Source organism: Agrobacterium tumefaciens str. B6 (genome assembly GCF_001541315.1).
Lineage (GTDB): Bacteria > Pseudomonadota > Alphaproteobacteria > Rhizobiales > Rhizobiaceae > Agrobacterium > Agrobacterium radiobacter.
Window position 1 is genome coordinate 52,392 of sequence record NZ_LMVK01000013.1, and the last position, 14,493, is coordinate 66,884.

Annotated in this window: 12 protein-coding genes; 10 read left to right on the forward strand and 2 right to left on the reverse strand. The window is 58.2% G+C overall.

All coding sequences use genetic code 11. The features are described from left to right. Positions 1-31: 31 nt before the first annotated feature. From ASB65_RS13425 to ASB65_RS13455, 7 genes are all read left to right on the forward strand, one after another. Positions 32-508, forward strand: coding sequence for an Hcp family type VI secretion system effector (locus ASB65_RS13425; RefSeq protein ID WP_003504561.1), 477 nt, complete (start codon positions 32-34; stop codon positions 506-508). 109 nt (positions 509-617) lie between these two features. Further along, on the forward strand, positions 618-1,007 hold the full coding sequence (locus ASB65_RS13430) for a Rap1a/Tai family immunity protein (protein WP_060724238.1): 390 nt from the start codon (positions 618-620) through the stop codon (positions 1,005-1,007). An 11-nt stretch (positions 1,008-1,018) separates the two neighbouring features. Continuing rightward, a complete protein-coding gene (locus ASB65_RS13435) occupies positions 1,019-1,519 on the forward strand; it encodes a type VI secretion system amidase effector protein Tae4 (protein ID WP_059761067.1) in 501 nt (166 codons plus the stop codon). Between the two features lie 13 nt (positions 1,520-1,532). Next, positions 1,533-3,797, forward strand: a complete 2,265-nt coding sequence (gene tssI, locus ASB65_RS13440; RefSeq protein ID WP_060724239.1) for a type VI secretion system tip protein TssI/VgrG — start codon at positions 1,533-1,535, stop codon at positions 3,795-3,797. Between the two features lie 46 nt (positions 3,798-3,843). Continuing rightward, positions 3,844-4,926 carry a DUF2169 family type VI secretion system accessory protein gene (locus ASB65_RS13445; RefSeq protein ID WP_245301391.1) on the forward strand — a complete coding sequence of 361 codons (1,083 nt, stop codon included), beginning with the start codon at positions 3,844-3,846 and terminating at the stop codon, positions 4,924-4,926. Continuing rightward, a complete protein-coding gene (locus ASB65_RS28510) occupies positions 4,923-6,491 on the forward strand; it encodes a DUF4150 domain-containing protein (RefSeq protein WP_065695414.1) in 1,569 nt (522 codons plus the stop codon). Before ASB65_RS13445 ends, ASB65_RS28510 begins: the two co-directional genes overlap by 4 nt. Beyond that, positions 6,488-7,588: a hypothetical protein gene (locus ASB65_RS13455; protein ID WP_060724241.1), complete on the forward strand. Its 1,101-nt coding sequence runs from the start codon at positions 6,488-6,490 to the stop codon at positions 7,586-7,588. Before ASB65_RS28510 ends, ASB65_RS13455 begins: the two co-directional genes overlap by 4 nt. 298 nt (positions 7,589-7,886) lie before the next feature. On the opposite strand, the gene ASB65_RS13460 is transcribed toward ASB65_RS13455, so the two are convergent. Beyond that, a complete protein-coding gene (locus ASB65_RS13460) occupies positions 7,887-9,872 on the reverse strand; it encodes a putative bifunctional diguanylate cyclase/phosphodiesterase (protein WP_060724242.1) in 1,986 nt (661 codons plus the stop codon). A 340-nt stretch (positions 9,873-10,212) separates the two neighbouring features. Between ASB65_RS13460 and ASB65_RS13465 the strand changes: the two genes are divergently transcribed. The 3 genes from ASB65_RS13465 to ASB65_RS13475 all read left to right on the forward strand — a co-directional run bounded on the left by ASB65_RS13465 (position 10,213) and on the right by ASB65_RS13475 (position 13,372). Then, a complete protein-coding gene (locus ASB65_RS13465; RefSeq protein ID WP_060724243.1) occupies positions 10,213-11,019 on the forward strand; it encodes an inositol monophosphatase family protein in 807 nt (268 codons plus the stop codon). A 65-nt stretch (positions 11,020-11,084) separates the two neighbouring features. Next, a complete protein-coding gene (locus ASB65_RS13470; RefSeq protein WP_060724244.1) occupies positions 11,085-11,693 on the forward strand; it encodes a dual specificity protein phosphatase family protein in 609 nt (202 codons plus the stop codon). Continuing rightward, a complete protein-coding gene (locus ASB65_RS13475) occupies positions 11,687-13,372 on the forward strand; it encodes a metallophosphoesterase family protein (protein ID WP_060724245.1) in 1,686 nt (561 codons plus the stop codon). Before ASB65_RS13470 ends, ASB65_RS13475 begins: the two co-directional genes overlap by 7 nt. A 32-nt stretch (positions 13,373-13,404) precedes the next feature. Here the strand turns inward: ASB65_RS13475 and ASB65_RS13480 are convergent, their stop codons facing one another. Beyond that, on the reverse strand, positions 13,405-14,391 hold the full coding sequence (locus ASB65_RS13480; protein WP_060724246.1) for a LacI family DNA-binding transcriptional regulator: 987 nt from the start codon (positions 14,389-14,391) through the stop codon (positions 13,405-13,407). Positions 14,392-14,493: the final 102 nt, after the last annotated feature.

A 14,493-nucleotide genomic window follows, 5' to 3' on the forward strand; every position in this document is an offset into this window, starting at 1 on the left:
AGAGGTCATTTCAGCTACAGGAGCTTACAGCATGCCAATTTATCTGCAGATTGACGGTATCCAGGGCGACGCCACGCATGAGGAACACCGCAAGTGGATGGACATCGAAGCCATTCACTGGAACGTAGCGCGCAACATGAACACTTCTGCCGGTTCTGCTGCAAACCGCGAAGCATCCGAACCGACCATTTCGGAAGTCATTCTGACCAAGGTTAGCGATTCTTCTTCCACCAAGCTTTTCCAGGAAGCCTGCGCCGGCCGCACTGGTAAGCTCGCAACCATCCATCTGGTGACTACGGGTAATCCGGGCAACACCTATATCGAGTACCTGCTGACGAACACGCTCATCGCCAGCTACTCGGTGGATTCCAGCGGTGACCGTCCGGTGGAAACCATCAAGCTCAACTTCACCAAGATGGAAGTGAAGTACACGCCGTTCGACGACAACAACTCGCCGCAGTCTCCGATGATCGCCTCTTACGATCTGGCGACGACGAAGGCCGCTTGACAGCGACGCGACCCGGTGCCGGTATTTGCCGGCACCGGAACGTTTTCATTGCAGTTTTGCAGCTCACGTCGTGATGTTTCTCATCCACGTTGGACGAGGCGGGTTTTTAATGCGCTCCCTATATGCGTTTTTTGTTTCCGTGCCGGTTGTTCTGGCTCTGTCCGGTCTTTCACCGGCCGGTGCCGAGGAACGGACATGGATATTCTCCGGTACCGAGCTCAAGCAGGCCATCGAGGGCAAACTTGCCCCTGAGGTGTCTGATCCGGAAATGCGGCGGCTGGTTTCCGTTGCAAAATCGAGCGCCTATATCGCCGGTGTGGCCGATCTGACAAGCGGATCGGACTGGTGTGGTGCGGGCGCCGTGGCGCCCCATGAACTCACCGACCGGATCTACACTTATCTCGGCGATCTTCCTGCGGAAAAACTGGATGAACAGGCAGCCACTCTCGTGCGGGAGGCGCTCGAGGTCTCCTTTCCCTGTGAGCAGAAAAGTAACTAGTGGGACGAACCATGCGCGTTAACTTTGACACTCTCTATAAGAATTATCCGAGCAGCGACCCGTCGCATCCGAACTATCTCAGCCAGCGTGATCTGTTCACGGAAATCGGCTGGGACGATTTCATCGGCAACCCGAACTATCACAATACCTGCGCCATCCGCGTCAGCATCGCTTTCGTGAAGTCGGGCATCAACATCGTGCCCGCCTCGCACCGCATCCAGAAGGGCCCCTATGCCGGAAAGGGCATAGAGGTGAACATGCGCCGCCTTGCCAGCCTGATGAAGCGGACGAGCTATCTTGGCGAACCCGAACCTTTCACCCCCGCGACGGCGCGCAACGGTATCGGCGCGCGCAATGGCGTCGTGGCGTTCAACAATATCCCCGGCTACACCGGCGGCGGTCATATCGATCTTGTGCGGGGCGGCTCCGAAGCCACCCAATGCGCTTCGGCCTGCTACTACAATTCGGAAACGATCTGGTTCTGGCCCCTGCAGTCCAGCCGCGGGTCCTGATTAGGAGTATCCCATGAACGACCAGCCGTCTTTTTCCGATTTCGTTCAGGCGGGCCGCGTTCTGAAGGTTTCTTCGCCTCTCGGCGAGGATCAGCTTCTGCCGGAGCGTCTGACGGTCGAGGAGGGCGTGTCGCAGCTCTTCGACATTCGCCTGACCGTGCGGGCCAAGAAGGAAGCGGTCAAGCCCGAGGAACTGATCGGACGGCTGGTCGATATCTCCATCGAGATCAGCCAGGGCGAGGGGGATGGCGGCGGTGTTCGCCGCCCGTTCAACGGCCTGGTGACGGAGCTGCATGAAGGCCCGCCGATCACACGCGGCATGCGCTCCTATGCGCTGACGATCCGCCCGCAAATGTGGCTTCTGTCACGCCGTTCCGATTGCCGCATCTGGATGGACAAGACGGCGGTCGAGATCGTCGAGACGCTGTTTTCCGAACACGGTATTCCCGCACCCGATACGTCAGGCATCATCTCGCCGCCGCCTGCACAGCACTACAGTGTTCAGTGGAATGAGACCGATCTCGATTATCTCACCCGCCGTTTCGAAGAGGACGGCCTGTTCTACTGGTTCAGCCACGAAGATGGTTCCCACAAGCTGCATGTGGCCGATAGCGCCAGCGGCTGGCTTGGGCCATCTCCGGCCGCGCAGGGTGAGGGGACGGTGCGTCTGGCACAGGGCTCGTCGGATCGCAACCACATCAACGACTGGGCGCGGCGCTTTTCTTACGTCTCCGGCCAGCGCGCTGGCGCAGACTGGAATTTCGAGACGCCGGGCATGGTGCCGGGCACGATGACGCCCTCACTGGTGCAGATGCCGGATGCGACGAAGCGCGAGCTTTACGAATATCCGGCCCGCATCAGGACGGTGGAAGAAGCCGAGCGGGCGCAGAAACTGCGCACCCAGGCGATCGAAGCCGATCATGACCGGGTGTTCGGTTCGTCGACCACGCGCATTCTGGAGGCCGGCCGCCGTTTCACGCCTTTCGAGGTTGCGCATCCCGAACATGCTTACGAAGAACATGTGATCATCAGGGCAAGCCACAGCATTGTCGACCTCTCCTATGAGACAAACAGCAACGAGCCGGAATATCGCAATCACTTCGAAGCGATCCCGGCCCGCGTGCCGCTGACGCCGCACCGGGCGACGAAGCGCCCGCGCATCGAAGGCACGCAGGTGGCGATCGTCGCCGGCCCTGAAGGCGAAGAAATCCACCCTGACCAATATGGCCGCATCAAGCTGTGGTTCCCGTGGGACCGCAAGGCGAAGAAGGATGGGACGGATACGTGCTGGGTGCGGGTCAGTCAGGCATGGGGCGGCGGTACATGGGGTGCGCAGGTTATCCCGCGCATCGGCATGGAAGTGATGGTGGCCTTTGTCGACGGTGACCCGGACAAACCGCTGGTCATAGGTGTGGTCAACAATCCGGCCAATTCCGTGCCCTACGATCTGCCCGCCAACAAGACGCGCATGGTGCTTCGCTCCAACAGTCACAAGGGCGACGGTTTCAACGAAATTACCTTCGAGGATGAGGCCGGCAAGGAGAACCAGTTCTTCCACGCCCAGAAGGACCAGACGACGCGGGTCCTGAACGACCGGACCAAGCGCATCGACCGGCACGAGGTCGCCTCGGTCGGCGGCAATCGCGCCGTTGAAGTTTCCGGTAACCAGAAACACGAGATCGGTGGTTCGGTGAACACCGTCGTCGGCGGTACTGGGCCGATGGCGATGATGGCCATGGCGGGTGTGCAGGCGCTTTCAGGTCATACCGCTGGGCTGCTATCACAAGCTGCTCAAATAGCCGGGGCCAGCGGTCCCGGTGTTTCGGCCTTTGCCACTACGTTGGCCTCGTCTGCGTTGGGATTTCTCGGCTCCGGCGGTTTGACATCGCGCGAAGGCGTGGTGGCCGGTGCCAGTCCGCGTGCTGACGCCGGTACGGCGCTCGCCGGTTCCGGGTCTGGCGTCGGTTCCGATGCTTCGGGACTGTTTCCGTTGCCGGGCATCATGAACACGATTGTCAGCACATTCAAATCCGACAGCGTCGGCGTGGCGCGCGCTGAACAGATCGGTGTGAGCAAGGTCACCAATGTCGGCCAGACATCACTGGAAAGCGTCGGTAAATTCAAGAAGATCGCTGTCGGTGAAGAGTTCGTCATCGAGTGTGGCGATTCCAAATTCATCATGAAGGCGAATGGCGAGGTCATCATTCTTGGCAAGACATTCAACTTCGTGGCAACGGATCATTTCCAGCTTCGTGGCAAGCCGATCGATCTGAACTGACGGAGGCAAGGTCTTGGAGCTTCAGAACCGCCTGCCGTTTCCGGCGATGGCTTTCCGTCAGTTTGATGCCGAGGGGGAACTTGATTGCATTGTTTCCGTGCGCGCTACCTTCACGCATGTGCAGGACGGAACAATGGAGATCGCTCGTGAGCAGGAGAGCTTTCAATGGGAAGACGCTTACGAGGACGATCCGCATCAAACAGTCCTCCTGCGGCAGAGCGATCTCATCCCTGACAAGCCCGGCACGGATATCAGCTTCCTGGGAGATGCATGGTCACCGTCGCAGGAGCCACAGAAATCCTGGCGCGCCTCCATCCGCGTTGGCGGAATTTTCAAGCAAATCGAGGTTTTCGGCAGACGCTTCTGGCAGCCTGTCGTTAAGGAGAAATGGGCAGGTTTTTCCGCCAGGGAAGCCAAACGTGTCATAGCGGATTGGAAACTGAGCGATCCTGAACCGGCTAGAAGCGTGGCCATATGCTGGCGCAACGCTTATGGCGGCGCGCTCCCGGGCACAGGTGACGCGGGGACGGAAACACCGATTGACGTGGAGCGCCGAAACCCGCTTGGGTGCGGCATCGTCAATCTTGAGATGCCTGCCGACGCCGGGCCTGTTCCAGCTCCGCAGATCGCTGCCGTAGGTGAGCATTCCGATTGGCGGAGCACGCCGGAACCGCAGGGATTTGGGCTCGTTTCGCCTTGGTGGCAGTTCCGTCAGCAATATTCCGGAACCTATGATGATGGTTGGCGGGAGGAGAGGCACCCCCTCTTGCCGCGTGATTTTGATCCACGCTTCTGGCAGGCGGCCCATCCTGATCTCATCGCGACGCCTCACCTCAAGGGTGACGAGAACTACGAGCTGGTTAACCTGAGTTCTGAGCATCCGGTCGCGAAAGGCTCGTTGCCTGGCCTTACCCTCGGTGTCCATTGCTCTCGCGAAGATCGCGATGAATGGCATGTGCTGAAGCTTGATGGTGTGCAATTCGACTGGCGCAATGACGGACGGGTGCTTCTGACCTGGCGCATCAGGTTTCCTCTTCCCGATGCCGGTGAAACAAAACTTACCCTGACGCGCGTTCGTCTGAAGTCGCCCGAAACCGAAGCGGCTTTAACCGAGAGGGAGACAGCATGAGCATCCCCCGCGACAATTATATCGGAGAGCCCCAATATCCCGGCACATGGACGACGGGGACACCGCGTGAGGGACTGCGTGACATCGATGAGGCGCGTATCGTCTCTTTGGCACCTGATGTATGCCTGACACCGGTTGGCTCGTCGGTGGTGCCTATTCCCTATCCGGTCGTGGATTTTTGCGGCCATGATAAAAACTATACGCCGTCTGTTCGGTTCACCGGCAAAAAGGCAATGGTGATGCGTTCGTGTACGACACATGTGCACGGCGACGCGCCCGGTAACCGTAAGGGGGTAAAATCCGGCACGGTGGAAAGCATCTGCGAACCCATCGGGCACGCTGATCAGGTGCTTGCTGAAGGCTCGCATGTCATTCGCCACCTCGATCGTTTTTATATGAACAGCAGGAATACCCAGGGTGAGGCGATCTTCGTCCGCAGCACGCAGACCTATGATCCTCCCAAGGATGATGATCCGGTGCGGGGGTCGCTTAGATGGCAGGACGGGTCGGACGAAGGCCGGGTTATGAGCGATGCGTCGCCCGAGCCGTTTAAAGAGGGTGAGAAATACGCTTATGCGGGATCGGCTGCCGCAGCGACGACTGGGGCAGCTCAAAACTCTGCGCAAGCACTTCGCGGAGGAATGCCGGCGACAAGGCCGACTGTCCCCCAGACTGTTCCTCGTGGTCCGGGAAGGGTGATAACCCCGGGACCCGCCCGAGCGCCTCAGTGGTATCGTACCCCGCCTCACAGGGTTGTGAGCGATCTTGCAAAAGTTGGCCGTCTCGCGAGGGTGGGCATTTGGGCCCGCCGCCTAAATGTCATCGGGATATTATCAAGCGTCCTTATCCCCGATAATGGTGCAAATCTGTCTGACGTCGTCCCACGGGACGATCAGGAGCGGCGGATCAAAGAAATGTTCGACGAGGGTGTCGACGCCGGACATGACAGCTGGGAGATGCGGGATTGGGCGATGGAGGAGCTCCGTCGACATCGGCAGCGAGTGCGTGAGGAACCAGAAAGCCGGCCACAGGCATTACCCCAGAGCGAAACCGTACGTGTCTCCGATCGGGACGAATACCGCAAGAAGTGTCAGGTCGACCGTTACGCCAAGATGAAGAGCGTCTGCGGTCAGTACGGCATGCAGGCTCACCATATAGTTCCGGACTGGACGCTTCGTTATGGCGCGAGAGAGGAGGCCGATAAGCGCATTCCGAATATGCCCAGCCTTAATGATGGTATGGCTATATGTGTTATTGGGAATGCCCGGGTAGAGCAAACCGAGCACTGGGGTGGTCATCTGGCGGACAAGGCGATCGAAAATGCGGGTAGAAATTCAACGCCACCTTTTACGGCACCCTTACATAAAGTAGTTCAGGCGTCAGCCCAGGCTATGATAAGCGTGAGGCCCGATTGTGCAAAAGAGATTATGGCAGCCCTGACGACCCAATATGCTGGAAAAAATCCGTTCCAGCTTTTACGAGCTAAACAATATCCTCCCCTTCCTGAAGAAACCATATCGGCTTTGAAGTCTGGAGCTGTTGAAGGAGCGACCAGAAAACCATGAAAACCAAGCTGCCTATCGATTTCACGAGAGCATATGCGAGGTCGGGCAAAACGCTCGCCGTTGTCGCAACGAGAGACAATGCTGAACCTTTCGATCCTGATGGCCGATTTTATCGGTATGATCGTGACGACGTGCCGCCGCAGGATTGGACGTATTCCGACTTCGGTTTCCATATTCAAAGCATGACTGTGTATCATAGCGCTGAGCACGCTACGCCAGATGGTTATTTCGTTCTGCTGTCGTCGGAGGGTGACGTTTATCACACCTACTGGAAGGAGAATTTTCAAGAGAAAATTCAGGGAGCCGGTAGTTGGAGTGACGATTCGAAAGGCTACGGGCGTCTCACTCGCATCCGCGAGATCGGGCAACACCTATATGCCTGCGGAGAGGGGGGGCAAATCTATGTTCGCAAGGGGAACAATGATTGGCGTCTCCTGACCGATAAATTGTTGCTGAACCCAAATGCGCAGGAGGAAGCAAAGCCTGAAAAAGAGCCGGAATTTCTTTCTCCGGAATGGCAGGAATGGGTCACTCGGTCGGCCCTCAATCCAGCCTCCCGCGATATACTGTTCTTTGACATAAACGGTTTGTCGGAAGAAGCCATCTATCTTTGCGGGGAGGAGGGGCCTGGCACCAAACCGGTCCTTTGTTTCTGGGATGGTCATGAGTTGCACGAACTGAAAATTCCAATTCCGGTGGCCGCTTTGACCGGAATTTACATCGAGAATCCTGACAGTGTCTGGATATGTGGGAGAGAAGGTGTTCTCATACACGGAAGTCACACACGGGGATTTTCGCCTGTCGCATTACGGCAGCAGCATAATCTCTTTCACATGATCACTCCGTATCGGGAAAAACTCGTCATGGCGGCGAGCGTTCGTCCCGGCGGTCTTTATGAGTATGATCCCAAGACAGGACGTTTTGGCAGATTTGATCCTCCTCTTCCGCGCTTGAGCAATCGTGATGATAACGAATCTATCGACAATGGTCCGTTTTTTGCGCAGGTGATCGAAAACGTGCTTTGGGTCGTCGCATCGAAAGATGTTTTCCGCTTCGATGGTGCGGCTTGGGAGCGGATAGAACACCCAGATCTCTGAGTTGCGAGCTTCCGAAGGCTTCGAATGTTATTGATGCGGCTGGGTCTGCCTGAGGCCTTCTAAAATCGCAGCAACGTGGACCGGGAGGGAAATGGCATGAGCCTCCCCCCGACAACTACAGCGGCGAACCACAATGCCGAGACACATGGGCCGCCACCGGGACGCTGCAATACGGCTGCATGTCCTTGATGAGGCACGTATCATCTCTTTGGCGCTTGATGTATCCCTGACCCAGGTTGGCTCATCGGTGATGTCTATTCCGGCGCTGGGGAAGTTTTACTTGGGAGCGCATCGGAGCTTACCACCAAGCCTTGTTTGGATTTTTGAGAGCTATGGATTTGGTGCGATGTTTGGGACTCGCCTGGCCCGAAAGAAACGCACCGACATCCTCTTCCCGAAGCGGCGGCGCATAGATGTAGCCCTGCACCAGCGTGGCGCCGAGGCCTTCGAGTGCGGTTAGCTCGGCTGGTGTTTCCACCCCTTCCACCACGCATTCCAGTCCCATGTCGCGACTGAGGGTGAGGAGGGATTTCACGATTTTGTAGCTGGCCGGTTTTTCGTGCAGGTCCGTGACGAAGCTGCGGTCGATCTTGATCTTGGTCAGCGGCAATGCATGCAGTCGCGTCAGGCTGGAATAGCCGGTGCCGAAATCGTCCAGCGATATGCCGCAGCCGAGGCGGCGCAGCATTTCGACCGATTGCCTCACCTGTTCGAAATCATGGGCAAAAGCCGTCTCGGTAATTTCAAGGTCCAGACGTCGTGCATCGAAACAGCTGTTTTCGATGATGCCGAGCAGGGATAGTACGCCCTCGTGGGAGTTGAGGTCCTGAGCCGAAAGGTTGAACGACAGGCGCAGGGAGGGTTCCCATTTCGAGGCGGAGGCGAGCGCCGTCTTGAGAAGCGGCCGTGTCAGTGAGCTGACGATGCCGGCCCGTTCCGCGATGGAGAAGAACTGGCAAGGCGGCACATGCCCGAGAACCGGGCTGTGCCAGCGCGCCAGCGCTTCAAAACCCGCCGTTCTGCCGTCGCGTATATCGACAATCGGCTGGAACACGACTGAAAGCTCGTTTTCCATATTCCTCTGTTTGAGCAGATGTTCGATGCGTGCTTCGATATTGATCTGCTTTTCGTGTTCCGCATCGAACAGAACGGCATCGCCACGGCGGGGTTTTTTGGCATGGTAGAGGGCATAGTCAGCCCTGTCGAAAAGCTGCTCGAGCGTGGAGGCGAGGTGTGGAAAGACCGCTATTCCCATGGATGCGGAAACATGCACCGTTCCCTCAGGCATATGGTAAGGCGCCCTCAGCTGCTCGGAGATCGCATTGGCATTTGCCACGAGTTGCGCATCGTCAGGTATGATAGGCGCGACAATGGCAAATTCGTCGCCACCCAGTCGAAACGCCTTGCTGGCCTTAAGATTGGCGGTGAGGCGCTTGCTGACATTGATCAGCAGCCTGTCTCCCACGGAATGTCCATAGAGGTCGTTGACCGGCTTGAACCCGTCCAGATCGATGACCCCCAGCGCCAGCCGGGTTCCGTTCGCCCTGGCCTTTTCGAGCTCGGCTTCAAGGTGGGCGAAGAAGGCGCGGCGGTTGGGCAGTTCCGTCAGGCTGTCAATATTGGCAAGCAGCAGGTTTTCATTGCTGAGCGCTTCCGTGCGCTGCTGTGAAATGACCATGCGCTCAAAATTGCGGTAGTTGGTCAGCAGGATGGACATCATGCCGGTACAGACCAGCAGCACGTTGATGGCGATGGCAACAAATGTCGGTTGCCGCGACGCCAGAAAAAAGGCGATGAAGGCGCCATTGACGATGACCGTCACCATGAAAGCGGCCGAGCGCACATACATCAGACAGAAAATGCAGGAAATGACGGTAATCGCCATATAGAAGGCGACGTGGGATCGCGTGTAGGCATCCCCATAGGGCACCAGCAAAAAAGACCAGAGCGTGAACGCCATGGCGATGCCGGCAGCCAGGCGGTTTGTACGCCGGAGGGCGGCATGAGCCACTTGTGGAGCTGGATCAATACCACGCGTCCTCCACCAGAAGGTGACTCTCAGCGTGCAGCCGAGGGTGAAGAGGCCGGGAATTCCAACGGTGAGCCAGAGCGGCGCCACCTGCATATGCGTTACGGCAAGCGCCCATGTACTTGAGAGCAGAATGAAATACATCATCGGCATCTGTCGGGTGAAAGCACGGTACTGCGCTTTCAGCAGATCAGGATTGTCGGACCGAACGGACACGAAGTCCTGCAATTTTTGTGTGGCGGTCAGGAATTTCATTTATGGCTCTTCAAGTACAGAGCGGCATTTGTAACTTAATTCCCGTTACATCATTGGAAATGCACAGGGTTAACCGACATAAAACTGTATCAACCGCAAGATGCAGGTGCTGCATTTCGCAACATTTCATTATTTTCGTTATTAAGCGTTTCCTGCATTGGTATTACTGATGCGTGAGAAAACCCTTCGCTTCTTGCCATGCGCCGGGCGAATCTATTGACCTGGCAGGATGAAGCTTCTCGCCTGCGATATTCATAAGTTCCTTTTAGACTCCCTTGAAAAATTTGAACGCGCGTGCATTATGAACGCGTGTTCAAATTTCTAGGAATGGTTCTTACACATGGATTCAATCCACTATCCCGACACATTGGCCGCGAGAGCCGAACTGTGCCGCAGCGTTATTCTTTCCGCCGGGGAGCTGGTGCTGAAAGGCTTCGAGGGCGAGGCCACGCGCAGCTTTTCGATGAAGGGGCCGCAGGATTTTCTGACGGTGACGGATGCGGCTTCCGAAGCGCATATTCGCGGCGCGATCTCGGCGGCTTTCCCGGATGACAGTTTTTTCGGCGAAGAGGGCGGCGGCGAGATCGGTGAGCGCGTCTGGGTGGTGGATCCAATCGATGGCACCGCGAATTTTGCCCGTGGCATTCCGCATTTCTGCATCTCCATCGCCTATGTCGAAAACGGCCGGACCGAAATCGGGGCGATCTACAACCCCGCCCTCGGCGAGCTTTATCTCGCCCGCCGGGGCGAAGGTGCGACCCGCAATGGGGAGCCGATCCGGACGTCGGAAACGGAGCGTTTCGATGCGGCTTCGATCGAGATGGGGTGGTCTACCCGCGTCGCGAATGCCACCTATCTCGATGTGGTCAGCAAGCTGCTCGATATGGGCGCGAATGTCCGCCGCGCCGGCTCCGGTGCTCTGGCGCTTGCCTATGTGGCCGATGGCCGTTCCGATGGCTATCTCGAATTGCATATGAATTCATGGGATTGTCTTGCGGGCCTGCTACTCGTCAGCGAAGCTGGCGGCGACGTGTGCCCATTTCTGGAAATCGGCAGTTTGCGGGATGGCGGGCCGGTGCTGGCTGCAGCCGCCGGTGTTGCCAAAGGCGTCAGCCAGGCGTCGAATATAGTCCTTGCCGCGCGGTAGCTGCGGCGGGATGATTTATGACGGAGGCCCTCCAAAAGGGGGCTCCGTGCATGTGGAGGAATGAAATGGATGGACCCGTTTATGCCCGGCCAGCAATCAGCCTGATTGCGGAAGGGTTGGGCCCGCACAATGCTGCGCTTTACATTGGCGGCAGCGATGGTGCGGGTGATCTCGGGCTCCTGCGCCGTCATGGCATCACCATCGTCGTCAATTGCGCCGTCAATCTGGATATCAATCTCGTGCAGGCCACGGCAGAAGAGGGCGACAGGCGCGCGGTAGGTTATGGCGACATTCGTTATTACAAGCTCGGCCTTATTGATGGCGAGGGTAGCCCCGACACCATGATGCTCGGCGCCTATTACATTCTCGACGGCGCGCTTCGCCAGACCATGCCGAAGCGGGAAACCTATCCCTTTGCCGATGGCGGCAATGTGCTCGTCAATTGCCGCGGCGGCCGCAGCCGCTCCGTTTCACTGGTGGCGCTTTTCCTGCACAAGCAGCAGCCGGATCTCTATCCCACCCTCGACGATGCACTGGCCGTGATCCGCACGAAACGGGAATTGCGGCCGGATGAATGGTTCGAGACACCGAAACCGATGCTTTATGCCGCCGCTCGCCGTGCTTCCGAATGGATCGACATGGTCGAGGGCAGAAAGACCGTTCACTCATGCTGACACGCACGCTTCCCTCCGTTGCCGTCATCGCCGACGCGCATTTTCACGACACGGCTGCCGATTTCGGGTTTCCCGGCATCGAGATCAATGGCCAGCGCATCACCATGCGCAGCTGGTCCGATACACGCGAATCCACCCGGGTTTTCAACGAAAGCACCGATGCGCTGCACGCGGCGCTTGAAGAAGTGCGGCAGCGCGGCATTCGCCACGTGGTGCTGCTTGGCGATTATACCGATGACGGCCAGCGGGAAACGACTGAGACGCTGAAGGGCATTCTGCAGCGCCACAGCCATGCCCACGGCACCGCCTTTTATGCACTGCCCGGAAATCACGATATTTTCGGCCCACGTGGCCGGCACCATACCAAGGAATTTCTGACGGAGAACGGCAGATGCCTTTCCGTTTCAAGCGATGCACGGCGGGCCGGCGAGCGTGTCATTATCAGCGATCGTATGTATTGCGAGGGTTATCCGGCGGGCCTTGGCCCCATGGCGGCCTTCGGTTATTTCCGTCAGTCGGATTATCTGCATTGGGAAACCCCCTTCGGTCTTTCCGATGCGGCGGAAGACCGGATGTACGAGGTGCGCTCACCCGACGGGCGGAATGTCTATAGCCTGATGGATGCTTCCTATCTGGTCGAGCCGGAGCCGGGCCTGTGGCTCCTGATGATCGACGCCAATATTTTCGAACCACTCGATGGTGAGTTTGAAAGGGGTGAGGACGCGGCTTTTACCGACAGTACCTACGGCGGCTGGAACGCGCTTTTGCGCAGCAAGCCCTTCATCATCGACTGGATCGCTGATGTGCGCCGCAGGGCACAGGCGCTTGGCAAGACATTGCTCGGCTTTTCCCACTATCCGGCGCTCGATCCTTTCGACGGCGCAAGCGGTGCGGAAGGCGCCCTGTTCGGAAAAACCAATGTCGTGCGCCGCACGCCGCGCAAGGCGGTGGAGGATGCGCTGCTGCAGGCCGGGCTTGCCGTCCATTTCAGCGGGCACCTGCATGTGGAAGGCGTAACCCGGCGCGGTGAGGGCGAAAATTTGCTCACCAATATCGCCGTGCCGTCGCTCGTCGCCTTTCCGCCCGCCTTCAAGGTCGTGCACCCGTCGCGTCAGGAAATCCGCGTCGAGACGGTGGAGATGGCCGCCCTGCCGGTCAATGGCCGCATTTGCCATGGTTACGCACAGGAAACAGCACTGGCGGGTGAGGAAAACGACCGGGCTTTCGCGGCGGGTAATTACGGTGATTTTCTGCTGGGTCACAACAGGGCGCTGATCAGGCATCGTTATTTCACCAGGGAATGGCCGGCCGAGGTCGTCAGGGCAATCGCCGACAAAAGCATTCAGGGCGTTCTCGACCTGCTTGGAGACGAAGACCGATCCTCGTCTGATGCTGCTGTCCTGTCCTCAGACCTGCCGATGTTCGAGCTGATTGCCGACTGGTATTGCCTGCGCCAGGGCGCAGGTCTTTCGCTGCCGCATATCGCGCCGCAACGGCTTTCCCTTTATCGAACGCTGGCGGAACGCTTTGGTCGTGAGCCGGATCATCACGATGGCTCGGTGGAGAGCTTTCTCGAAATCTTCTTCGGAGCACTCGGCCTGTTTCTTGAGCGTGCCGAAGGCAGCCCGCGCGATCTGGAGCTTCGGCTTGCGCCGCACCATGAACGCGTTGCGGTTTGAACTGAAGAGTTTTGCCCGGAAGGAGATTTGGTCTAGCGCGCGGTGATACGCTCGACCATGGAAACGGGCACGACCTGAAGCCGGGTTTCCGGCTCATCGTTATCGAGCGCGGTCAAAACCTTGTCGGTCAGCGCATCGAAGGACTGGGCAATGGTCGTCAGCTGGTAGCTTTTCCAGGCGGCCTGCGGAATATCGTCGAAACCGACGATCGAGATATCTTCCGGCACCCGGCGGCCCATTTCCAGCCGGGCGGCATCCATGAAACCAAGCGCCAGCAGATCGGTCACGCAGAAGGCGCCGTCTATCGTCTTGTCCGTGAGCAACTCGCGGCCGGCCTGATACCCGCTGTCATAGCTCGTCGGCCCGCCGGACCATGGCACGACCTCGACGCCTTCGATGCTCATGCGCTGGGTGAAGGCGCTGGCGCGGCGTAACTGTGCCGGCGTCTGGCTGCCGCTGGAAATGACCGCGACCTTCTTGCACTTTGCCTGGACAAGCCGCATGGCGGCAAGATCGGCACCGCGGGAATCGTCGCTCAGCACCATGTTTGTATCGGTGCGATCAAGACGCTGATTGATGAGGATGAGGCGCACGCCATTGGCGATGCATTCATCAACGATCGAAGCCGGTGGTTCACCGGAGAGAACGACGATGGCCTGTGCGCGGAACTCGAAGAGACGCTCGATCAGCGGCGCAATGTCCTTGCGGGCATCCGCCGCATTCAGCAACAGACATTGCAGGCCACGGCGCAGAAGCCCGATGCTGAGGAGATCCAGCTGCTTTGAAATGAAGGGAGAACTGAGATTGGCGCCGACGACGCCGATGAGATTGGAGCGGTCATTGTTGAGACCCTGCGCCAGACGGTTGACGCGGTAGCCGAGTTCCTGTGCGGCTTTTAACACCTTGCGCCGCACGGCCTTCGATACGCTGCCGCCGGGTGTGAAGGTGCGCGAGACGGCGGAACGCGAGACCCCGGCCTTTTTCGCCACCTCTTCAGCTGTCACGAACCCTCTCGCCATTCAACTCCCCCGTTGCGAACCATGGTCTGATATCACAGGCCATAGGGCGTCGCCTATTCCAATCCAAACATTTGCGCGGGAGATGCCCTGCCGGCCACCTCC